General features: G+C 59.4%; 19 protein-coding genes. 6 read left to right on the top strand and 13 right to left on the bottom strand.

The features are described 5' to 3' along the window. Positions 1-36: 36 nt before the first annotated feature. A complete protein-coding gene (locus tag WJM78_RS09600; protein WP_212513234.1) occupies positions 37-774 on the bottom strand; it encodes a hypothetical protein in 738 nt (245 codons plus the stop codon). A 591-nt stretch (positions 775-1,365) separates the two neighbouring features. Here WJM78_RS09600 and rbsD point away from each other — a divergent pair. From rbsD to WJM78_RS09565, 6 genes are all read left to right on the top strand, one after another. After that, the gene (gene rbsD, locus WJM78_RS09590; protein ID WP_042037825.1) at positions 1,366-1,785 is read left to right on the top strand and encodes a D-ribose pyranase; all 420 of its coding nucleotides are present in this window, start codon (positions 1,366-1,368) and stop codon (positions 1,783-1,785) included. A 21-nt stretch (positions 1,786-1,806) separates the two neighbouring features. Further along, positions 1,807-3,342, top strand: a complete 1,536-nt coding sequence (gene rbsA / locus WJM78_RS09585) for a ribose ABC transporter ATP-binding protein RbsA (RefSeq protein WP_339015351.1) — start codon at positions 1,807-1,809, stop codon at positions 3,340-3,342. Beyond that, complete coding sequence (gene rbsC / locus WJM78_RS09580; RefSeq protein ID WP_339015349.1) at positions 3,339-4,304, top strand: ribose ABC transporter permease; 966 nt, start codon at positions 3,339-3,341, stop codon at positions 4,302-4,304. Before rbsA ends, rbsC begins: the two co-directional genes overlap by 4 nt. 21 nt (positions 4,305-4,325) lie before the next feature. Beyond that, positions 4,326-5,201 carry a ribose ABC transporter substrate-binding protein RbsB gene (gene rbsB, locus WJM78_RS09575; protein ID WP_042037830.1) on the top strand — a complete coding sequence of 292 codons (876 nt, stop codon included), beginning with the start codon at positions 4,326-4,328 and terminating at the stop codon, positions 5,199-5,201. A gap of 107 nt (positions 5,202-5,308) precedes the next feature. After that, the gene (gene rbsK / locus WJM78_RS09570) at positions 5,309-6,241 is read left to right on the top strand and encodes a ribokinase (RefSeq protein WP_339015347.1); all 933 of its coding nucleotides are present in this window, start codon (positions 5,309-5,311) and stop codon (positions 6,239-6,241) included. Further along, positions 6,241-7,251: a substrate-binding domain-containing protein gene (locus tag WJM78_RS09565; protein ID WP_339015345.1), complete on the top strand. Its 1,011-nt coding sequence runs from the start codon at positions 6,241-6,243 to the stop codon at positions 7,249-7,251. Before rbsK ends, WJM78_RS09565 begins: the two co-directional genes overlap by 1 nt. A 427-nt stretch (positions 7,252-7,678) precedes the next feature. On the opposite strand, the gene cobB is transcribed toward WJM78_RS09565, so the two are convergent. From cobB to WJM78_RS09505, 12 genes are all read right to left on the bottom strand, one after another. Continuing rightward, positions 7,679-8,452, bottom strand: coding sequence for a Sir2 family NAD+-dependent deacetylase (cobB, locus tag WJM78_RS09560; protein WP_339015343.1), 774 nt, complete (start codon positions 8,450-8,452; stop codon positions 7,679-7,681). A 90-nt stretch (positions 8,453-8,542) separates the two neighbouring features. Next, positions 8,543-9,142, bottom strand: a complete 600-nt coding sequence (locus WJM78_RS09555; protein WP_287146651.1) for a GNAT family N-acetyltransferase — start codon at positions 9,140-9,142, stop codon at positions 8,543-8,545. A gap of 3 nt (positions 9,143-9,145) precedes the next feature. Then, positions 9,146-10,393: a response regulator gene (locus tag WJM78_RS09550; protein WP_339015340.1), complete on the bottom strand. Its 1,248-nt coding sequence runs from the start codon at positions 10,391-10,393 to the stop codon at positions 9,146-9,148. A 1-nt stretch (position 10,394) separates the two neighbouring features. Next, positions 10,395-14,363 carry an ATP-binding protein gene (locus tag WJM78_RS09545; RefSeq protein ID WP_339015338.1) on the bottom strand — a complete coding sequence of 1,323 codons (3,969 nt, stop codon included), beginning with the start codon at positions 14,361-14,363 and terminating at the stop codon, positions 10,395-10,397. 36 nt (positions 14,364-14,399) lie between these two features. Next, positions 14,400-14,696 carry an integration host factor subunit alpha gene (gene ihfA, locus WJM78_RS09540; RefSeq protein ID WP_005300715.1) on the bottom strand — a complete coding sequence of 99 codons (297 nt, stop codon included), beginning with the start codon at positions 14,694-14,696 and terminating at the stop codon, positions 14,400-14,402. Positions 14,697-14,699: 3 nt separating this feature from the next. Continuing rightward, positions 14,700-17,087 carry a phenylalanine--tRNA ligase subunit beta gene (pheT, locus tag WJM78_RS09535; RefSeq protein WP_339015336.1) on the bottom strand — a complete coding sequence of 796 codons (2,388 nt, stop codon included), beginning with the start codon at positions 17,085-17,087 and terminating at the stop codon, positions 14,700-14,702. Between the two features lie 12 nt (positions 17,088-17,099). Further along, the gene (gene pheS, locus WJM78_RS09530; protein ID WP_339015334.1) at positions 17,100-18,083 is read right to left on the bottom strand and encodes a phenylalanine--tRNA ligase subunit alpha; all 984 of its coding nucleotides are present in this window, start codon (positions 18,081-18,083) and stop codon (positions 17,100-17,102) included. Positions 18,084-18,416: 333 nt separating this feature from the next. Next, entirely contained in the window at positions 18,417-18,773 is a 357-nt protein-coding gene (rplT, locus tag WJM78_RS09525; protein ID WP_005300683.1) for a 50S ribosomal protein L20, read from the bottom strand. A 14-nt stretch (positions 18,774-18,787) separates the two neighbouring features. Continuing rightward, positions 18,788-18,985 carry a 50S ribosomal protein L35 gene (gene rpmI, locus WJM78_RS09520; protein ID WP_005315535.1) on the bottom strand — a complete coding sequence of 66 codons (198 nt, stop codon included), beginning with the start codon at positions 18,983-18,985 and terminating at the stop codon, positions 18,788-18,790. An 84-nt stretch (positions 18,986-19,069) separates the two neighbouring features. Next, on the bottom strand, positions 19,070-19,600 hold the full coding sequence (infC, locus tag WJM78_RS09515; protein WP_155603220.1) for a translation initiation factor IF-3: 531 nt from the start codon (positions 19,598-19,600) through the stop codon (positions 19,070-19,072). Positions 19,601-19,621: 21 nt separating this feature from the next. Further along, positions 19,622-21,550: a threonine--tRNA ligase gene (thrS, locus tag WJM78_RS09510; RefSeq protein ID WP_339015331.1), complete on the bottom strand. Its 1,929-nt coding sequence runs from the start codon at positions 21,548-21,550 to the stop codon at positions 19,622-19,624. A 234-nt stretch (positions 21,551-21,784) separates the two neighbouring features. Continuing rightward, the gene (locus tag WJM78_RS09505; protein ID WP_339015329.1) at positions 21,785-22,372 is read right to left on the bottom strand and encodes a tetratricopeptide repeat protein; all 588 of its coding nucleotides are present in this window, start codon (positions 22,370-22,372) and stop codon (positions 21,785-21,787) included. Between the last annotated feature and the right edge of the window lie 140 nt (positions 22,373-22,512).

Genomic DNA, 22,512 nt, shown 5'->3' with positions numbered 1-22,512 from the left:
GAAATATGCCTTTGCCATCGTCTGGCCTCAGACTCGCTAGGCATTGAAATGATCGGGGCCTTCGCTCACTTCCGTCACTTCGACCGCGACCCCGCACAGATCCCGATAGAGGATCCCCTTGCAGTTGAAGTAGAGGGGGGCCACCCAGATAAGGCCCAATCCCATGGGGATCAGCGCCAGGAAAAACAGTACCAGCATGGCACCGTGCAGCAACACTATGCTGGGCCAGCCGCGGGCAAACAGCTTGAGCGACACCAGAATGGCCTGCACCGGCGACAGGCCGCGCTCCAGCACCAGCGGAACCGAGAATACCAATCCCATGCCGATCAACGCAGACGGGATGAAGGCCAGCACCACCGGCAGGCCCACCAGTTCAAACAGGGGGCCAAACAGGCTGGTGAGCATACTGCCGAGCAGACTCAGGCTGCCGAGACGCAGGAAGTGGCGAAAGAAATCGAAAACCTGGCTCGGGCGGGCACGCACACCGACCGACTGCTGCAATCCCAGCATGTCGAGGGACGAGGTCATGGGCGACATCATGATGGTGATAAGCAGGCTCAGCACCAGGGCTATGTCCATTCCCCCCTCCTGATTGAGGTGGGGGGCCAGCAGGGTATTGCTCAGCAATATCCAGATGGCTGTGACACCGACGATGGCCAGCAGCAGGCCGAAACCGGTGCGCCGCGTCTGTTGCCAACTCTCCTGCAATACCCCCTTGAGGTCGAGACGATATCCCTGACTCAGGGACTGTTCGAGGGAACCACCGATCCGCATTTTATTACTCAATTGACTATCCAACATCAGAGAAATCACTATTCAGGGAGCACATTATAGCGATTTGACCCGGCATGCGTAGCCGTTTTTCCCCTTATCTGCTGGCCAAAAAGTCTTTGATTTCATAAGGGGCCACCATCGCAGTCTGCACAGCTTCCGTCCGGATCTGATCACCACGCCAGTATGATGCTTCCCATCTGCATCAGCCGTCTGGTGCAGTCGTGGGGGTGACCTCTCTGCCTTGGCCCGCCGCGGCGATGAGCGTTGGATGCTAGAAGGTGCCGCAAACACATGCGCGATGGCGTGGCCATCGGCGAGTTCCCCAAGGGGGCGACCCACTATCAACAGATGCGGGCACGCCCCGGTGTGCAGCAAGCCCTCTGATCCCGCGACCTGTGGGTGCAAGTGCTCTGTCTGGCACCCTTTTCCCCTTCCCTATCCTCTGCATTGAGATCGTTTTCACATTTCTACCCTCTCACAGTGGATCGATCGCGCCTTAGGGCCTATCTTTTTCACATGACGCAACCGGTTGCGTAACCGGTTGCCTGGATGAACATCAGATATGCGGACGCGAGTCTGCCGAGGTGCTGTATGAAACGAGGCGTATTGCTCAATGCTCCCCTGAGCGCACTGGTGGCAAAGCTGGGCCACACCGACGAGATCACGGTCTGCGATGCAGGCTTGCCCATTCCGGCAGGCCCTGAGCGGATCGATCTGGCGCTGATGGCGGGCACCCCCAGCCTTGCAACCGTGCTGACCGCCCTGCTCACCGATCTGGTGGTGGAGAAGGTGATCATGGCGAGCGAGATCAAGCAGATCAGCCCCGCCGCCCATCAGGCACTGGTCGAGCAGATAGAGGCGCACGCCGCTGCCCAAGGCAAGCCCATCACCATCGAATACTGCCTGCACGAGGCGTTCAAGACCCGCTCCCGTCAGAGCAAGGCGATCGTGCGCAGCGGCGAGGTCACCCCCTACGCTAATATTATTCTCTGCGCCGGTGTGGCGTTTTAAGCCTCGTCAAGGAAGCTGCAAATGAGCACAACCTCCTCCTCGCCCCTTTCTCCCATTCTGGAGCTCACCGGGATCGTCAAGACCTTCCCCGGTGTGCGCGCCCTCGACGAAGCGGGTCTGCGGGTCTATCCCGGTCAAGTGATGGCCCTGCTCGGCGAAAATGGCGCTGGCAAATCCACCCTGATGAAGGTGCTGACCGGCATCTATCAGGCCGATGCGGGCAGCGTCAGTTATCGTGGCCAGCCGGTCCATTTCAAGGGCCCCCGCGACTCCCAGGATCAGGGGATCAGCATCATCCACCAGGAGCTGAACCTGCTGCCGGAACTGTCGATTGCCGCCAACATCTTCCTCGGCCGCGAACCCCGTACCCGTTTTGGCAACATCGATCACCCGCAGTTGCGCGAGCGCGCCAGCAGCCTGCTGGGCCGACTCGGCGTCAAGCACGGGCCGGATACAAGGCTTGGGGATCTGTCGATTGGCGAACAGCAGATGGTGGAAATCGCCAAGGCACTGTCGTTCGATGCCAGCGTCATCATCATGGATGAACCGACCGATGCGCTGACCGACACCGAAACCGAGCAGCTGTTTGTGGTGATCCGCGAGCTGCGCCAGCAGGGTTGCGGCATCGTCTACATCTCCCACCGCCTCAAAGAGATCTTCCAGATCTGCGATCGGGTCACCGTGCTGCGCGACGGCAAGTGGATCGGCGAGAAGGCGGTAAGCGATCTCGATGAAGACAAGATCATCGAGATGATGGTGGGTCGGCGGCTGGAAGAGCAGTATCCGCGCCTTGCGCGCGAGCTTGGCCCCGTCAGCCTGCAAGTGAAAGCACTGGCCGGTCCCGGTGTGCGCGGGGTGAGCTTCTCCCTGCATCAGAGGGAAATTCTGGGCTTTAGCGGCCTGATGGGGTCAGGGCGCACCGAGCTGATGAAGCTCATCTACGGTGCCAGCCCCATCAGCGCCGGTGAAGTGGAAGTTGACGGTCACGCCCTGGTACCACGCAGCCCGGCCGATGGGCTGGCTGCGGGCATCGCCTATATCTCCGAAGATCGCAAGGGCGACGGGCTGGTGCTGGAGCTCTCGGTGCGCGAAAACATGAGTCTCTGTGCCCTTGGCGAGTTCATTAGCCACGGCAAGATTGACGGCAAGGCCGAACGCCAGGCGGTGAGCGACTATGTGCGCCTGTTCAATATCAAGACCCCGAGTCAGGATCAGCTGATAAAACTGCTCTCCGGCGGCAACCAGCAGAAGGTCGCTATCGCCAAGGGGCTGCTGACCCGGCCCAAGGTGTTGATCCTGGACGAGCCGACCCGCGGCGTCGACGTGGGTGCCAAGAAGGAGATCTATCAGCTCATCAACCAGTTCAAGAAGGAGGGGATGAGCATCATCCTGGTCTCCTCCGAAATGCCGGAAGTGCTCGGCATGAGCGATCGCATCATGGTGATGCACGAAGGGCGCATCAGCGCAGAGTTCAACACCCGTGACGCCAATCAGGAGAAACTGATGGCGGCGGCAGTCGGTAAACAGTGGCAAGCAGAGCAAGAGGCATCCCAATGACAACCCAACCCCTTTCCCGCCGCGGCATCATGAGCAAGGCCTGGTGGATCGAGAACAAATCCCTGATCGCCCTGCTGGTGCTGATCGGTGTGGTCTCGGCCTTAAGCCCCAACTTCTTCACCGCCGACAACCTGCTCAACATACTACGCCAGACCTCGGTCAATGCCATCATGGCGGTTGGCATGACGCTGGTCATCCTCACCGCCGGTATCGATCTCTCGGTCGGATCTGTGCTGGCCCTGTGCGGCGCGCTGGCAGCCACCATGGTCGCCATGGAGCTGCCCATCGCGCTGGTGGTGCCCCTCACTCTGGGAGCAGGAGCCCTGCTGGGCGGCGTCAGCGGCCTCATCATTGCCAAAGGCAAGGTGCAAGCTTTCATCGCCACACTGGTCACCATGACCGCCCTGCGCGGCGTGACCATGGTCTATACCGAAGGGCGCCCCATCTCCACCGGCTTCAGTGAGGGTGCCGATCACTTCGCCTGGCTCGGTACCGGTTACCTGTTCGGTCTGCCAGTGCCCATCTGGCTGATGGCCATCGTCTTCCTGCTAGCCTGGTTCATGCTCAACCACACTCGCCTCGGCCGTTACATCTACGCCCTGGGCGGCAACGAATCGGCCACCCGCCTCTCCGGCATCAATGTGGCCAGGGTGAAACTGGCGGTGTATGGTTTGTGCGGTATGTTGTCGGCACTGGCCGGGCTCATCGTTACCTCCCGCCTCTCCTCGGCCCAGCCGACTGCAGGCATGGGTTACGAGCTGGATGCCATCGCCGCCGTGGTGCTGGGTGGCACCAGTCTGATGGGTGGCAAGGGTCGCATCATGGGAACCCTGATCGGGGCACTCATCATCGGCTTCCTTAACAACGCCCTCAACCTGCTCGACGTCTCGTCCTATTACCAGATGATCGCCAAGGCCAGCGTGATTTTGCTCGCCGTGATGATCGATAACAAAAGCAAGTAAGCACACACAAGGAATGAAATGATGAAAAAGCTCAATACCCTGCTCGCTGCCGCCATCATGTCCGTGCTGGGCACAGCCCAGGCCGCCGATCACACCCTGGCCATGGTAGTTTCCACCCTTAACAACCCCTTCTTCGTCACCATGAAAGAGGGGGCTGAAGCCAAGGCCAAGGAGCTTGGCTACCAACTGGTAGTACTGGACTCCCAGAATGATCCGGCCAAGGAGCTCTCCAACATGGAAGATCTCACCGTGCGCAAGGTCAATGCCATCCTGATCAACCCGACCGACTCCGAGGCTGTGGGCAACGCCATCCGCCTGGCCAACAAGGCCAACATTCCGGTGCTGACCCTGGACCGTGGCGCGGCGCAGGGTGAGGTCAAGGCCCACATTGCCTCCGACAACGTAGCCGGCGGCAAGCTGGCTGGCGACTTCATCACCCAGAAACTGGGTGCCGGTGCCAAGGTCATTCAACTCGAGGGGATCGCCGGTACCTCCGCCGCCCGTGATCGTGGCGAAGGTTTCGCCCTGGCCGTGGCCGCCAACAAGCTGCAAGTGCTGGCTTCCCAACCTGCCGACTTTGACCGCACCAAGGGTCTGAACGTGATGGAAAACCTGCTGGCGGCCCACCCGACCGTACAGGCCGTGTTCGCCCAAAACGACGAAATGGCATTGGGTGCCATCCGCGCCGTGCAAGCCGCCGGTAAAGAGGTGATGATCGTCGGCTTCGACGGCACTGACGATGGCAAGGCCGCCGTGGCCAGAGGTAAACTGGCCGCCACCGTGGCCCAGCAACCAGCCCTGATCGGTGCTATTGGCGTCGAGACCGCCGACAAGGTGCTCAAGGGTCAACCGGTAGAAAAATCCATCCCGGTACCGCTGCAAGTGGTCAGCAAGTAAGGTGACGGGGGAGGTTCGCCTCCCCTTTTTCCTTTCAATCGCGGTGCCTCCCGGCTTGGATTCACCCTACCAAGTGTTCAAGCCAAGATGCATCAGGAGTAATCAACATGAATCGTCTCGTCGTTCTGGGCAGTGTCAATGCAGACCATGTGCTGCGCGTACCCCACTTTCCCCGTCCGGGTGAAACCCTGACCGGTCACAGCTATCAGGTTGTCCCCGGTGGCAAGGGGGCCAATCAGGCGGTCGCCGCCGCGCGGCTCGGCGCTCCCGTCTCCTTTATCGCCCGTATCGGTGATGACGCCATCGGCCACCAGATGAAAGCTGGTTTTGCCCAGGATGGCATCAACGTCAGTGCCGTTGAGCTCGACGACACCCTGCCCACCGGTATCGCCATCATCTATGTGAGCGATGAGGGGGAGAACAGCATAGGCATCTCCGCCGAGGCCAACGGTGCCCTCTCCCCTGCCATAGTGAAGCGCCACGAAGTCCTGATTGCCGATGCTCATACCCTGCTGTTGCAACTGGAAGTGCCGCTCGAGAGCGTATTCGAAGCGGCCCGTCTGGCCCGCGCCCACGGCACCCGGGTAGTGCTCAACCCGGCGCCCGCCCGCCCGCTCTCGGGCGACCTGCTGGCGCTGGTGGATCTCATCACCCCCAATCAGACCGAAGCCGAGCTGCTGACCGGCGTCAAGGTGTGCGACGAGGCCAGCGCCCGCGAGGCGGCTGCCCGCTTCCACCAGATGGGAATAAGCGATGTGATGATCACCCTGGGATCGCAAGGGGTCTATTGCAGCAACGAGCAACAGCAACAGCTCATCCCGGGTTTTCGGGTCGAAGCGGTAGACACCACAGCTGCGGGCGATACCTTCAACGGCGCCCTGCTGGCTGCCGAGCTGGCCGGAGTCGATTTCAAGGCAGCTGTGCTCTTTGCCCATGGTGCGGCAGCCCTCTCCGTGACCCGCTTCGGGGCCCAGAGCTCGATCCCGGAGAAGGGTGAAGTCGACGCCTTCCTGCTTGCCCAGACTGCGCAGGGGCACTGATGGCCAACATCAAGGAGGTGGCGGCGCTGGCCGGTGTCTCTACCACCACCGTCTCCCACGTCATCAACGAAACCCGCTTCGTGGCAGAGGAGACCCGGGAGCGGGTCTTTGCCGCCATGCGCGATCTCAACTACGCCCCCAGCCTGGTGGCCCGCAGCCTCAAGGTGAAAGAGACCAACAGCATCGGCATGCTGGTCACCACCTCCAGCAACCCCTTCTTCGCCGAGGTAGTGCGCGGGGTGGAGCGCTACTGCTTCGAACAGGGCTACAACCTGATGCTGGGCAACACCGAAGGTCAGGCCGAGACGGCGCTTTCCTACCTCAAAATGATGCTGCGCAAGCGGGTCGACGGCCTGCTGATCATGTGCAGCGAGGGGCAGCAAGAGGTGTTCAACCAGCTCGACTGGCTCAAGAACCTGCCGGTGGTGGTGATGGACTGGGGCATGGAGAGCAAGGACGTGGATCTTATCGCCGACAACTCCCATCGCGGCGGCTATCTGGCCACCCGCCATCTGATTGAACTGGGCCATACCGACATCGGCTGCATTACGGGCCCCCACAGCCGCGCCCCCGCCAACCAGCGGCAGGCAGGTTTTGAACAGGCGTTGCAGGAGGCGGGTCTCACGGTCAATCAGGAGTGGATCCAGGAAGGGGACTTTGATTGCGCCAGTGGTTTCAGTGCCATGCAGCGGCTGCTGGCCCAGCCCAAACGGCCGAGCGCCCTCTTCATCTTCAACGACATGATGGCCATGGGAGCCATCAGCGCCGCCCATCAGGCGGGATTGAACATACCGCAGGATATCTCCATCGTCGGCTATGACAACGTGGCGCTGGCGCAATACCTCTCGCCACCGCTCACTACCATCAATCAGCCCAAAGAGGATCTGGGACGCCTCGCCGTCACCCGGCTGCTAGCGCGGATCAACGGGGTGAGGGTGGACAATCACCTGATCACTGTCGATCCTGACCTGGTGATCAGACAATCCTGCGCCCCCTTCCCCGCCCCCTGATTTTCTAAACACAGCATGCAAAAGGTCTCCCCTGGGTCTAACGCAAGGCAGTTAAGAGAGTTTGATTACCAACCCACGAGGTATAAGGCTAAAGAGTGAGGGAGGCATGATGCCTCCCTCTTTTTATTGGATGCCAGTCAGGGCAAAGGTGTCAGCCACATTGACACTTTAACCATGGTACCGCTTCTGTTATTCGAAATTTCGAATATTTAGTCACAAAAATGCTTAATTTACTGGCATTAACCCCTGATTCGCCCTTTTTATCGCAGCCAATAAGGCCTGCAGCTCACTGCGCACCCGGTGCCAAGCGTACAACAACGGTTCCAGCAGCAGGTTATATGACTATTTGTGCCAAAAAAGTCCCACGTTTGGGTTGCCAGTGTGGCGATTTCACCAGGTCATTGCAGCGGTGGCATGACACAGTAGCTCAGGAACCGCGCATCTCCATCCAGTTGTGACCGTCGATCTGCTTGGGTTGATGCACACCACAATGTTGCAGCAGCTCGTCAACGAAGGCGGGTACCAGCAAGGACGCCGGTCCGTAGCGCTTCTCGTCAAACTGGCTGCCCACCTCACTCGGCTCCAGATTGAGCTCTATGGTATGGGCACCATTCAGCCCGGCCTCATGCACGAAACCGGCGGCGGGATAGACAGCCCCCGAGGTGCCGATGGAAATGAAGAGATCGCACTGGGCCAACGCGCCGTAGATGCGATCCAGCCCCAGCGGCATTTCGCCAAACCAGACCACGTGCGGGCGCAATGGCTGAGGAAACTGGCAGCAGGAGCAGAGCTCATCCTGATGCAGATCGCCACGCCACTCGATCACCTGGCCCGACTCGGGACAACGGGCCTTGAGCAGCTCCCCGTGCATGTGGATGAGGTTAGTGCTACCCGCACTCTCGTGCAGGTTGTCGATATTCTGGGTCACCAGGGTGACTGTGCCCGGCAGCAGGCGCTCGAGGCGAGCCAGCGCATAGTGGGCCGGGTTGGGGTGGATCTGCGGCTGTTGCAACTGATGGCGGCGCGCGTTGTAGAAGCCTTGTACCAGGGTGGGATCCCGCGCGTACCCTTCCGGGGTCGCCACATCCTCCACCCTGTGCTCTTCCCACAAACCATCGCAGGCACGGAAGGTCTTGATGCCGGATTCAGCAGAGATCCCGGCGCCGGTAAGGATGACGATGTGTTTAGCTGACTGCACCATGATGATTTTCCTCTAACCGCATACAAGGCTGACCTTAGCACAGGGTGAAAAACAGGCCTATTCGCCCTTGGTCTTATGAGGATACCCGCGTCACAGGGTATCAAGCACGCTCAAATCAAGCCGAACAAACACCAGCTCCCGCCCCGTCACCAGGGTGAGCGGCAGCCCCAGCCCACGCAGGAGTGCCAGCATGGGGCGATTCTGGGCCAGCACCTCTGCCGTCCATTCACGAATGCCTTCGGCGCGCGCCAGCAGCGCCAGTGCCAACAAGATGCGCCTGCCCGCCCCCCTGTGCTGGAAGTGATCCGCCACCAGGCAGGAGAACTCGGCTCGATCCGGGTGCAGCCGCCGCCGGATGGACTGGGCCTGGGCCAGCGGCCGCCCCAGACCATCGGTGAGCAACAAGCCTATCTGGGGCGCTCTGGGATAATCGAGAAAAAAAGCGAGCTGATCGGCGGTGGGGGGCTGTTTGGCCCGCATGAAGCGCAAGTAAATGCTCTGCTCGCTCAGTGCTTCATAAGCCGCCTTGATACACTCGGGATCGGCCCCCGCCAGCTCTTGCAACCGGCAGGGGATGCCCCCCACTTCCATCATCAGGGGCAAGGATGCCCGCGAGGTGGGATGCAGCCAGCCAGCCAGGCTGTGGCGCAAGCGCGCTTTATCGGGAGGCCAACACAAGTAGCGGGGCACGGGTTACCAGCGCCCTGTCATGCCGCGATCGCGCCACAGCTCGTTATCGAGCAGGTTGAAGGGGTCATCCAGATAGAGGGCGATGCCGAGCTCCCTAGCGCGGTTGATGAAACGCCCGAGCAGGGAGTCCGGCGTCATGGCCTCCAGCCCGGGCAGCAGGCTCTGTCCCAGCAGCAGATGCTGCAGGGGCATACGTTCCAGCAGATCGAACGGCATATGCTGATCATTGTCAAGCAGCAAGGCGAGCCTGGCCCCGGCCAGACTCGCCTGTAGCACCAGGGCAAACCGCTCCGCCTGACTGAGCAGGTGGTCACGGCGGTGAATGACCAGCGTCAGCTCACTGGCGTCTCGCCCCTGCTTGCCCAACCACTCCCGCACCAGCTCCCAGTGTGGTGGCAAGCCGGTCACCGCCAACCAGACAGGCAACTTGGAGGGGGGATCCGAGATAAGCCCCAGCAGCCCCTTCTCCGCCCCCTGCCAGGTACGAATGGTGCGGCGCTGGCCACTGAGCCGCTGTTGCCGCTGCGGCCCCAGGTAAAGCACTTTGAGCAAGCGCAGCAGATCGTCGGTCAACAGGGGCTTGGCCAGCGCCGCCACCACGTTGAAACCGGCGTCATGCAACAGGCGCCGGGCACCGTCGATCAGGGTCTGGTCATGCGCAGACAGCAAGATAATAGGCAGGCCGCTTTGCCGGTACTGGGGCTGGCTCATCAACAGGCTGATGGCATCCTGCTCCACCAGACTGAGATCGCTGATGAGCAGTGTGACCTTCCCCTCCGCCAGCACCTGGATACAGGCATTGCCATCCTGCACCCATTGACAGGAGAGTCCCAACCCCTGGATCTCTTGCTGAATGTGAGCACCCTGAAACGGGTGATCCTCCAGCAACAAGATCTGTGTCCCGGCCAACCACTGCCGCCACTGCTGATAACGGTCATGCACGCCCGCTAGCCAGTCATCCGAGAGCCGATAGATGCCCTCACCCTGCGCCACCAGTTGCGGCAGGTAGTCGGCGCCAGCGTGCGAGGCTGGGTCAAACAGGGCGATGGCACCGGCGGCAAACACCCCCTCCCAGTGCCAGCAGGCGTCTGGCCTGGTGCGGCGCAGGGTCGCAAACTCGGGCAGACTGGCCGCCTGGGCCGCTCGATAGGCAATCCCATCCAGCGCATAGATGGTCACGGGATAGAAGAAACGCTCTTGTGTTCCTTCCGAATCCAGTAACGCCAATAACTCTTCATCTGTGATGATCATGTCAGACTCTCTCACCTAATCGCCGGCAGACCTCATCCAGAGCGCGCCGCAGTGGGGATATCAGGGGTTGCCGTGGGTCTTGTTTCCACTGCTCGATCACCTGGATCAGCGGGGTGGCCCCGACCATTTTGGCGGCCCCCTTCACCTTGTGTAAAGCTGCATCGAGCGCCATCTCATCCCCTTGTGTGATGTAGTGATCAATGTCGGCCAGATCTTGGCGAGTGGCCTCCAGATAGAGGGTGACAAGTTCAGCGCTCATCAGCGGCAGCGCCTGTGCCGGCCATTCCGGCGCCAGATCCTCGTCTGATGCCTTGAGCGGGGGCGGGACTGTGTCACCTGACGTCGGCAGGCTGCGCAGCAAGTTGGCCAAATCCTTGAGTAGCAGGGGCTTGTCCAGATGTCCCCGGCAACCGCAACTGGCCAATCGCTGGGCCGCCTGCTCGCTGAGATCGGCGGTGATCACGTAGGCTGGCAGATGCTGCCAGCGCACCGAGTCACGCAACTGCTGACACAGCTGGGCACCATCCATCACTGGCATCTGCAGATCGGTCAGCACCAGATCCACCGTCTCGTGCTGCAAAATGTCGAGCGCCAGCTGGCCATTGGCCGCACTCAGTACCTGGGCCCCCAGCTGGGTCAGCTGCATGCTGATCAACACCCGATTCACCTCGTGATCTTCGACCAGCAGCACCCGCATCCCCTGTCCCGGCAGACTCATCTCCTCTTGAGCAGAGGACACCAGCCTGGGCTGCAACAAGCTGACCACAGCGCCGGGTACCCAGGGTTCGCCCTGCCAGTCCCAGTAACGCAGTCCCTGATCATCGTCGGCGGCGCGCAACAGGGGACCGGTGGGATCCTCGCTCAGGCCGAGCTCGCCAAGCCAGGGCAAGAGATAAGCACGCTCCGTATCGTTCAACTGGATATTGACGCAGGCCACTTTCGGTTGCCAGCGCGGCGCCTCGTGCAACAACACCAACGGCAAGGTGCAGGTGAAACGGCTGCCCCCGAGGGGACGCGGCTCGACCCGGATCTCGCCGCCCATCTGCTCCATCAGCTGATGGCTGATGGCCAGCCCCAGTCCGGTGCCCTGAGCTCTGGGCTGGCCCTCCTCTCCTCCCTGCTCGAAGGGTAGGAACAGGCGAGGCAGCAGATCGTCGCTGATGCCGGGCCCCTCATCATCCACCCCACACAGCAGGCAGTTCTCTTCACGCCGGGCCCACAGCACCACCTCACCGGCAGGGCTGAACTTGATGGCGTTGGCGAGCAGATTATGCAGCACCTGCTGCACCCTATGGGGATCCAGCTCAACCTGTGCCGGCAAGTGATGATCGATATCCAGTCGCAGTTGCAACCGTTTGGAGCGGGCCTTGGACCAGTGCACCGCCGCTATATGCTCACACAAGTCCACCAGATCGGTCGGCTGGGGAGAGAGCGCCAGCTGCCGGTTCTCGTTGCGACTGAAATCGAGCACATCGTTGAGCAAGCCGAGCAGCTCGTCCCCCGCTTGTCTCACATGGGAGAGCGCAGAGCGCTGCTCTGCCGATAAGGGGGTTTGATCGAGCCACTCCAGCAGCCCCAGAATGGCATTCATGGGGGTACGGATCTCATGGCTCACCGCCGCGAGAAAGCGTCCCTTGGCCAACACAGCTTGCTCGGCCCGCTCGTGGGAGGCTTGCAGGGCATGCTCCTGCTCGATTCTGGCGGTCACATCCTGCACCACGCCGTAAACGCGCCACCCCCCTTCCGGCTGGCTGCGACCCCGACCATAGAACTGCAACCACCGCGTTCCTTTGCCCGGATGGGCATAACGCAGCGCATAGGAGAAGGGTTGCCCTGCCTGCAGCATGGCCAGCATAGGCATCCGCATCTCGCGCCTGTCCTGATGCAGCAACCGGCTGAGTACGCTGTCGGGATCGCGGCGGATCTGCTGGCTGGCCAACCCCAGCAGCTCGTAACTGCCGCGGCTGATGAACTCGACCTGCGTTATGCCGCCCTGCTGCAGAATGAACTGAATGACGACCCCGGGCACTGTATTGGTGAGGGCACGCAGGCGACGCTCGGCCTGATGCAGCAAACGGGTGCGCTCGCGCAGAGCGCTGATATCGGACAGTGCGATCAGATCCCCTGCCTGTGTCGGCTTGCCCAGCTGCAGCGGGATCTGGGCGTAGGAGAACACCTGATCCCCGAGGGACAAGGTTCCTTCCGTCCCCTGTAACTGGGGCGATGGCAGGCTGAGTTCGGTCAGATAACGGGCCTCCAGCCGTTTGGCCTGCTTGTTGCGCTTGATGATCTCACCCTGATTGTTCCGCAGGAAGACGGGGGCCGGCAGCGCCTGGAACAGGGACTCCCTGAACTGGCTCTCCAGCGCCAAGATCTGTTCCATCTCGTGGCGCTGATTCACCTCCCGCGCCAGCTGCTGGCGGGAGCGCCAGATCAGCCAGATGATGCTGGTGCTGATCAGTAGCGCCAGTAATATGGAGCCCAGCCAGATACCGTAACTGACCCCCGCCTGCGGGGTCAGCACCAGCCGCTGCCAGCGCTGGTTGAGTTGATCATTCTGCCTGCCGGTGAGGGTCATCAGGCTCTGCTCCATCACCCCAACCAGTTTGGGGCTGCGGGAGGCTATGGCAAAGCCAAGCCCGAAGCGGATCGGCAACTCCTTGATGTCCAGGCCATCCAACTGGTTGTTGCGCAGCGGATATTGCAGCTGGTACAGCTCGGCCAGCATGGCATCGGCTTTGCCTGCCCGCACCTTCGCAATGCCAGACTCAATCGTCTCGCTCTTGCGCCACTCATGTTGGCCAAAATGTGCCAGCATGTCGGGATCATAGAGGCTGGCAGGCACCACCACCGCCCCCTTGAGTGCTTCCAGTCGTTCGAACGACTGGGACTTGCGGCTGACCAGAGCGTAACGACTCACGACCATGATGCGGGTAAAGTCGAACTCGCGGGTCAGGGCCGGGGTCTCCAGCAGGCCCGCCATCATATCCGCCTCGCCACTGCGCAGCTTGACCAGTGCCTCCTCCTTGTCCCGGGCTGGCACCACATGAAAGTTCAGTCCGGTCTGCAGGCTAATCCGGCGCAGCACATCGGCGCTCCAGCCCGTTAGCTGCCCCTGCTCGTCGATGCCGCTATAAGGCATAAACGCAGGATCCACCACCAGCTTGATGGTACGGGAGGTGCCGACCAGCAAGGCCTGTTCTTCATCGGTGAAGTACAGTGGGTTGATGTCCTGCTCTCCCTGTTCTAAATAGCGACCCAGATCCTTGTAGAGGCTACCGGGGGGCATGTAGCGGATCGCCGTGTCGACTAGCTCCCTGAGCTCCGGTTTGTCCCGCATCATAAGGCGATAGCTGATCACCAGCTCATCGTTGCGCAGCCGGCGCAACCGCAATCCCTCATCCGGGTATTCGCGCATCAGGTAACGCAGTTGCAGGTAGTCACCGAGATAGGCAGTCCCCTTGCCTGCCACCAACGCCGCATGCCAGTTGTCAACATCGGTCAGGGCCAACTGGGTTGCATGGGGATAGAGCGACTTGAGCACCTCGCTTGCCTGCCTGACGGGCGACACCAGAAAGGTGCCGCGTTCCAGCTCACCGCGATAGACAATGGCGGATTCCGCCTCCAGCAGGGCGCGGCTCAGGGCCATGCCAGGCAATACCTGCAGTGAAGAGCCGACATACGGGATGAGATCACAGCGTCCCGCTAGCAGCCCCTGCTGCACGGCGGACCAGTTTGGCAATTTTTCGTGCAGCAATGGCACCGGCAGCTGCTCGGCCAGCCGCTCCAGCTGATCGATCAGCAAGCCCCCCGACTCTTCGAGATAGGGTGGCAGGATCAGGGCCGGATAGCAGATGGTCAGCGGCTTGAGTGCGTCGGTATAGGCCTGGGTGGCCGGCGACAGAGGCAAGGTCATAGCCTGCACCGGCATTGCCAGCAGCAGTGTGAGTAAAAGGTGGTTTTTTATCATGAAAAAGTAAAAGCCAGGCGGTTGCCTGGCTTTTTATCACTCGTTGGGTTCAACATTTTCTACCCTGGCCTTGAGCTTCTGGCCAGGCCGGAAGGTCACCACACGACGAGCGCTGATAGGAATATCCTCGCCCGTTTTGGGGTTGCGTCCGGGACGCTGATTCTTCTCACGAAGGTCAAAGTTACCGAAGCCTGAAATCTTGACTTGTTCACCACGCTCTAGCGCCTGTCTGATTTCCTCAAAGAAGGCTTCCACCATATCTTTGGCTTCACGCTTGCTCATCCCCAGCTGGGTGAACAGGTGCTCTGCAATGTCGGCTTTGGTAAGCGCCATAGATCAATCCCTCAAGGATGCATTCAACTCTTCACCAAGGGCCCGCACGACATTGTCTACGGTCTCGGCAATCTCTTTCTCCTCCAGGGTGCGCTGGGTGTCTTGCAATACAAGACTGATGGCCAGGCTCTTCTTGTCCTCTGCCATACCAGCACCCTGGTATACGTCAAACAAGTTTATTCCAACTACCTGATTTCCGCCAACTTTTTTAATTACTGCAAGGACATCGCCAGCCAGAACCGCAACGTCGACCACCACTGCGATATCGCGACGGTTGGCAGGGAAGCGAGAGACCTCGGTTGCAACCGGCACCTTGGCAGGCGTCAGCTTGTCCAGCTCCAGTTCAAACATGACGGCGCGGCTCTTGAGACCCAGCTTCTTCTCGAGGCTCGGGTGGATCACGCCGATATGGCCGATGACCTCGCCATTACGCAAGATGGCTGCGCTCTGGCCCGGATGCAGGGCGCTGTGCTCGGTACGCTCGAAGCTAAAGGTGGCCCCTTCGGCGGTGAGATCCAGTATCGCTTCCAAGTCTCCTTTCAAATCAAAGAAGTCGGCACCACGGCTCTTGATGTCCCAGTGTTCATCACTCTGGTTGCCAATGATGATACCGGCCAGCATCGGCTCCTGACGGATGCCATTCTCGGCGCTTTCATCCTGGATGAAACGCAGACCCTGCTCGAACAGGCGCACGCGCGGCTGCTGGCGGTTCTGGTTGTAGACCACCGCCTGTACCAGACCAGGGAACAGAGAGACGCGCATGGCGGACATCTCGACCGAAATCGGGTTCGGCAGCACGATAGCATCACTCTGCGGGAACAGGGTTTGCTGGGTCTTGGGATCGACGAAGCTGTAGGTGATCGCTTCCTGGAAACCGCGATCAACCAGCAGGTCACGCACGCGCTTCAAGGTCACCTGCCCTTCTGCCTGCTCAACCATCGCCAGAGAGGCGGCAGGTTTGAGGTTCGGGATGTTGTTGTAGCCGTAGATGCGGGCCACTTCCTCGATGAGGTCTTCCTCGATGGCGATATCGAAACGCCAGGAGGGTGCCAGCGCAGTCCAGCCGTCAGCATCAACCGTCACCTGCATGCCGAGGCGGGTCAGGATCTCGACCACCTGAGCATCAGCCACGCTGATACCGATCACTTTGTCGAGCTTGGTGCGACGCAAGCGGATAGGGGCCGCTTTCGGTAGATGGGCATCGGATTTGACCTCGATGACCGGGCCCGCTTCGCCGCCGCAGATATCCAGCAACAGGCGGGTGGCACGATCCATCACCTTGGCTTGCAGCTCGGGATCAACACCGCGCTCGAAGCGATGGGAAGAGTCGGTGTGCAGACCATAGGCACGAGCACGACCTGTGATGGAGAGCGGCGCAAAGAAAGCGCACTCCAGCAGGATGTCGGTGGTGGTCTCAGAGACGCCAGTGCGATTACCGCCGAAGATACCGGCCATGCAGGCAGGGCCTTTGGCATCGGCAATCACCAGGGTGGTCTCTTTGAGCTTCACTTCATTGCCATCGAGCAGGGTCATCGGCTCGTCAGCGTGGGCGCGACGCACCACCAGTTCCCCGTCAAGCCGAGCCAGATCGAAGGCGTGCATCGGCTGACCGTATTCCAGCAGCAGGTAATTGGTGATATCGACGATGGCGTCGATGGAGCGAATACCGCCACGGCGAAGCTTCTCTTGCATCCAGAGCGGGCTCTGGGCCTGCAGGTTCAGCCCCTTGATGACGCGACCCAGATAACGGGGGCAATCGGTCGGTGCCTCAACCCGGATCGGGAAGGTCGCATCACAGGTGGCAGCAGCTGGCGTCCAGGTCGGCTCGACCACGTCCACGCTGTTGAGCACGCCGATCTCGCGGGCGAGCCCCGCGATGCCGAGGCAATCGGCACGGTTCGGGGTCAGGTCCACGTCGATCGCCACATCATTAAGATCGAGGTAGTCGCGAATATCGGTGCCAATGGGTGCATCGGCCGGCAGCTCGATGATGCCATCAGCTTCGACGTCGATACCCAGCTCACTGAAAGAGCAGAGCATGCCGTGAGACGGCTGGCCACGCAGCTTGGCTTTCTTGATGGTGAAATCACCCGGCAGGGTCGCCCCTACTTTGGCCACGCACACTTTCAGGCCAGCGCGGCAGTTCGGCGCGCCGCAGACGATATCCAGCAACTCGGCCTCGCCCACGTTGACCTTGGTCACCCGCAGCTTGTCGGCGTCCGGATGCTGGGCACACTCAACCACCTCACCCACGACCACATTGTTGAACTGGCCAGCCACCGCTTCCACGGCGTCCACTTCCAGACCGGCCATGGTGATCTGCTCAGCCAGTGCATTGTCACTCAACTCGGTGCGGACCCACTCCATCACCCAGGATTTACTGAATTTCATGTTCTCTCGCCCTTACTTGAACTGCTTGAGGAAGCGCAGATCGTTTTCGAAGAAGGCACGCAGGTCGTTGACCCCGTAACGCAGCATGGTCAGGCGCTCAACGCCCATGCCGAAGGCAAAGCCGGAGTATTTTTCCGGATCAATACCGACCGAACGCAGTACGTTCGGGTGCACCATGCCGCAGCCCAGCACTTCCAGCCACTTACCGTTCTTGCCCATCACGTCCACTTCAGCGCTCGGCTCGGTGAACGGAAAATAGGAAGGACGGAAGCGAATGGTCAAGTCTTCCTCGAAGTAGTTGCGCAGGAAGTCGTGCAGAATGCCCTTCAGCTCGGTAAAGCTGGCATGCTCGTCAACCAGCAGGCCTTCAACCTGATGGAACATCGGGGTGTGAGTCATGTCGTAGTCATTACGATAGACGCGGCCCGGCGCGATGATGCGGATCGGCGGCTGTTGCTGCTGCATGGTGCGGATCTGCACACCGGAGGTGTGGGTACGCAGCATCAGATCGGGATTGAAGTAGAAGGTATCGTGATCGGTACGCGCCGGGTGGTGAGCCGGAATGTTCAGCGCATCGAAGTTGTGGAAGCCATCTTCAATCTCGGGACCGCACTCCACTTTGAAACCCATCTCGCCAAACAGGCGTTCGATGCGCTCGACAGTGCGAGTCACTGGGTGCAGACCACCGTTCTCGATACGACGGCCCGGCAGGCTGATGTCGATGGTCTCGGCTGCCAGCTTCTGGTTCAGAACAGCCACTTCGAGGGTCTCACGACGCTCGTTCAACGCATCCTGAACCTGCTGCTTGGCCTGGTTGATCACGGCACCCGCAGCGGGACGCTCTTCGACGGACAAGGTGCCCAATGTCTTCATCTGCTCGGTAAAAAAGCCCTTTTTACCCAGATATTTGACCCGGATCTCGTCAAGGGTCGCAACGTCATTGACGCCCTCAATCTCGGCCTTGGCCTGGCCGACTACTTCTTCAAGCTGTTGCATGTCTTCCTCGTCACCACTCCCGAAACAGGAGCCTGTTAGGCTAAATAAGGTCAAGAGGAGAATAATACAAAAAAAGCCCCTTGGCTGACCATAGTTATGGTGGGCTTTTCTCCCTAGAAATCATTTTGTTATCGGGTAAGCAGCCTATCCTGCCCCCTACTTGCATTAAATATGGGGAAAGAACACTAGTTTGTTGGCATATGAAGGGACTTGTTGCAGGGATGAAGCGCACTGGGTGAGCACAACAACAGGATAGAAGAATGACGGGCAGCAAAAGACGAGCAACAAAAAAGGAGGCCGAAGCCTCCTTTTATCTTTCATAACAGGACCGGATTAAACCAGCGCTGCTTTAGCCTTTTCAACCAGGGCGGTGAAAGCCAACTTGTCGTGAACGGCGATATCGGACAGGATCTTGCGATCGATCTCGATAGAAGCCTTCTTCAGACCGTTGATCAGACGGCTGTAGGACAGACCATTCTGACGGGCTGCAGCGTTGATACGCGCAATCCACAGCTGACGGAACTGACGCTTTTTCTGGCGACGGTCACGATAGGCATACTGACCAGCTTTGGTTACCGCTTGTACCGCTACGCGGTAAACTCGGGAACGGGCGCCGTAGTAACCTTTGGCGGCTTTCATTACTTTCTTGTGACGAGCGCGAGCAGTCACACCACGTTTAACTCTTGGCATTTTTCACATCCCCCTTATGCGTACGGCAGACAAGCGACAACACGTTTGTGGTCGGCAGCAGAAACCATGAACTTCGGCCCCAGCTTGCGCTTACGCTTACTGCTCTTCTTGGTCAGGATGTGACGCAGGTGGTTGTGCTTGCACTTGAAGCGACCCGAGCCAGTCTTCTTGAAGCGCTTTGCAGCACCCCGGTTGGTTTTCATCTTCGGCATTTCATACTCCGCATTGTGAGTGACAACAAAATCGCAAGGCGAACTGACTCATGGGCGAACCCATGAGTCAATTTCTTGTGGGCCTTAAGATTTCTTCTTAGGTGCGAGGACCATCACTGCTTGACGGCCTTCGACTTTCGGGAACGACTCTACTACGGCCAACTCTTCCAGATCGTTTTTGACGCGCTCCAGAACCTTGATACCAAGATCCTGGTGGGCCATTTCACGACCACGGAAGCGCAGGGTGACCTTAGCCTTGTCCCCGTCTTCCAGAAAGCGAACCAGGTTGCGTAGTTTTACCTGATAGTCGCCTTCGTCAGTGCCAGGACGGAATTTGATTTCCTTGACCTGGACGACTTTCTGCTTTTTCTTCTGTTCTTTGGTTGTTTTGCTCTTTTCGTAGAGGAATTTGCCGTAATCCATGATCCGGCAAACGGGCGGTTCAGCGTTAGGGCTGATCTCGACCAGATCTACTCCAGCCTCAAGGGCCAAGTTCAGTGCATCATGGATCTCGACGACACCCAAAGGCTCTCCGTCAATACCAGTGAGACGAACTTCTTTCAGACGAATCTCGGTATTGATCCGGTGAGCGCGGGCTTGCGGTTGCTTGCCCAGTTTTTTTCCGCCTTTTATAGCTTATTCCTCCACTTTCTTTTGTCCGCGGGTCTGAACTTCCTGGGTCAACAGAGCCACTAGCTCTTCAACAGGATAAGTGCCCAGGTCAGCCCCTTTACGAGTCCGTACTGCAATCTTACCGGCTTCAACTTCTTTATCGCCGCAGACCAGCATGAAAGGTACTCGCTTCAAAGTATGCTCGCGGATTTTAAAGCCAATCTTCTCATTTCTCAAGTCCGCTTTTGCGCGAAGACCCGCATCATTCAATGCTTTGGCTACTTTTACCGCATAATCGGCCTGATTATCTGTGATATTCATGACCACAGCCTGAGTCGGAGCCAACCAAGTCGGGAACAGTCCGGCGTACTCTTCGGTCAGAATACCGATGAAACGCTCGAGTGAACCCAGAATGGCCCGGTGGATCATCACCGGTACGTGGCGTTCGTTGTCTTCACCCACATAAGTGGCACCCAGACGTCCAGGCAGGGCAAAGTCGAGCTGCACGGTACCACACTGCCAAGCACGATCAAGGCAATCATGCAGGGTAAATTCGATCTTGGGACCGTAGAAGGCGCCCTCACCCGGCTGCAAATCGTACTTCAGGCCGTTCAGCACCAGAGCTTCGGCCAAGGCGGCCTCTGCGCGATCCCAGGCTTCATCGGAGCCAATACGCTGCTCGGGACGAGTCGAGAGCTTGACCACGATATTTTCAAAGCCAAAGGTGCCGTAGACGTCATAGACCATACGGATACAGGCGGACACCTCTTCCATGATCTGCTCTTCGGTACAGAAGATGTGAGCGTCATCCTGGGTAAAACCACGCACCCGCATCAGACCGTGCAGGGAACCGGACGGCTCGTTGCGGTGGCAGGAGCCGAACTCGGCCATGCGCAGCGGCAGATCACGGTAAGACTTCAGACCCTGGTTGAAGATCTGCACATGACCCGGGCAGTTCATCGGCTTGATGGCGTATTCGCGGTTTTCGGACTGGGTGGTGAACATGGCCTGGGCATACTTCTCCCAGTGACCTGAACGCTCCCACAGCACCCTGTCCATCATGAAGGGACCCTTCACTTCCTGATAGTCGTACTCTTTGAGCTTGCCACGGATGAAGGTTTCCAGCTCACGGAAGATGGTCCAGCCATCGTTGTGCCAGAACACCATGCCAGGCGCTTCTTCCTGCATGTGATACAGGTCGAGCTGCTTGCCTATCTTGCGGTGGTCGCGCTTGGACGCCTCTTCCAGACGCTGCAGGTAGCCTTTGAGCTGCTTCTTGTCAGCCCAGGCCGTACCGTAGATGCGCTGCAGCATCTTGTTGTTGGAATCGCCACGCCAGTAGGCGCCAGACATCTTCTGCAACTTGAAGTGGTGGCAGTGACGCATGTTGGGCACGTGCGGGCCGCGACACATGTCGACGTACTCTTCGTGATGATAGAGACCGGGCTGATCATCACGGGCAATATTCTGATCCAGGATCTCGACCTTGTAAGACTCGCCACGGGCGTCGAACACGTCGCGTGCTTCCTGCCAGGAGACTCTCTTCTTGATGACGTCGTAATCCTTGGCGGCCAGCGCCAGCATGCGCTCTTCCAGGGCAGCCAGATCGTCGTCGGTCAGGGTGCGATCCAGATCAACGTCGTAGTAGAAACCGTTATCGATGACGGGACCAATGGCCATCTTGGTCTGGGGCCAAAGTTGCTTGATGGCATGACCCAGCAGGTGAGCACAGGAGTGGCGCAGTATGTCCAGACCTTCTTCGTCTTTGGCGGTGATGATGGCCAGGGAAGCATCGGCTTCGATCAGCTCGCAGGCATCCACCAGTTCACCGTTTACCCGACCGGCAATGCACGCCTTGGCAAGACCCGGACCTATGTCCGCGGCCACGTCCATGACGGAAACGGAGTGAGCAAATTGACGTTGGCTGCCGTCAGGCAGAGTAATGATTGGCATTGTGTGTTTCCTTATACAGTGGTGCCCCCTACCAAAGGGCACATGCGGGATGGAAAAATCATTCAAAAAGGGTGATGTTCTGGCTCTCTACAGCACTTTGCAGAGGCGCCCAGCACCGCAAACAGCTTGCTTAACGGCACAAGGCAAACCAAAAACCGAACCATGCTACCAGAAGTAGTCGGGGGTGTATCGGGTTTGATGAGATTTTCTACAGCCAAATGAGGCGCTTGCCAGTTAGCCACCAAGCAGGGGTTGCCAGTTGAAATCGAAGGTACTGCTCCCCTCCTCGGCCAATGCGAGCTCCTCCAACACCTTCAATGCAAGCTTGTTACCCTTTTGCGAGGCCTGATAGAGCCACTGCTTGGCTTGAGGCAGATCGACCCGACCACTCACCCCCATCAGGTGCAGCACGCCAACTTTGAGCATGGCGGGCACGTCACCGTTGCGGGCCGCCAGCTCCATCCAGTGAAATGCCTGCCGCAGATCCCGTTTCACCCCGGCGCCGCGCAGATAGACCTCCGCCAGCCGGTATTGGCCAAAGGCATCGCCCGCCTGCGCCGACTGGCGATAGAGGCTGATGGCCAGATCCATGTCCTGATCTGTGCCCTGCCCCACTTCGTGGCTCCACCCCATCAGCGCCTGTGCACGAGGGAGCCCCTGCTCGGCCAGCGGTTGCCAAATCTTTGTCGCCGTCTCGAACTGGCCGCTACGCCAGGCCCGGTTGGCCGATGCCAGCGCCTGCTCGGTGGAGAGCGGGATCAGCCGCCAGATGACCAGGCCAAGCACACCGATAAACAGCCAGCGGGAGACAATGGGTTTCATGATGATTTCCGTGATCCAGTTCGCACTTTGTCTATGTAAACGAAATGTAGCGACGGGATCAAGCAAGAGATCCATTTGCCATGCCGTTTCAGGCAACGATTACTAAACAGGGGCTTGTATTTCGATGCGCTCACTTGCAA

This window comes from Aeromonas popoffii, from assembly GCF_037818705.1.
Lineage (GTDB): Bacteria > Pseudomonadota > Gammaproteobacteria > Enterobacterales > Aeromonadaceae > Aeromonas > Aeromonas popoffii.
This window is presented reverse-complemented; position numbering and strand designations above follow the sequence as displayed.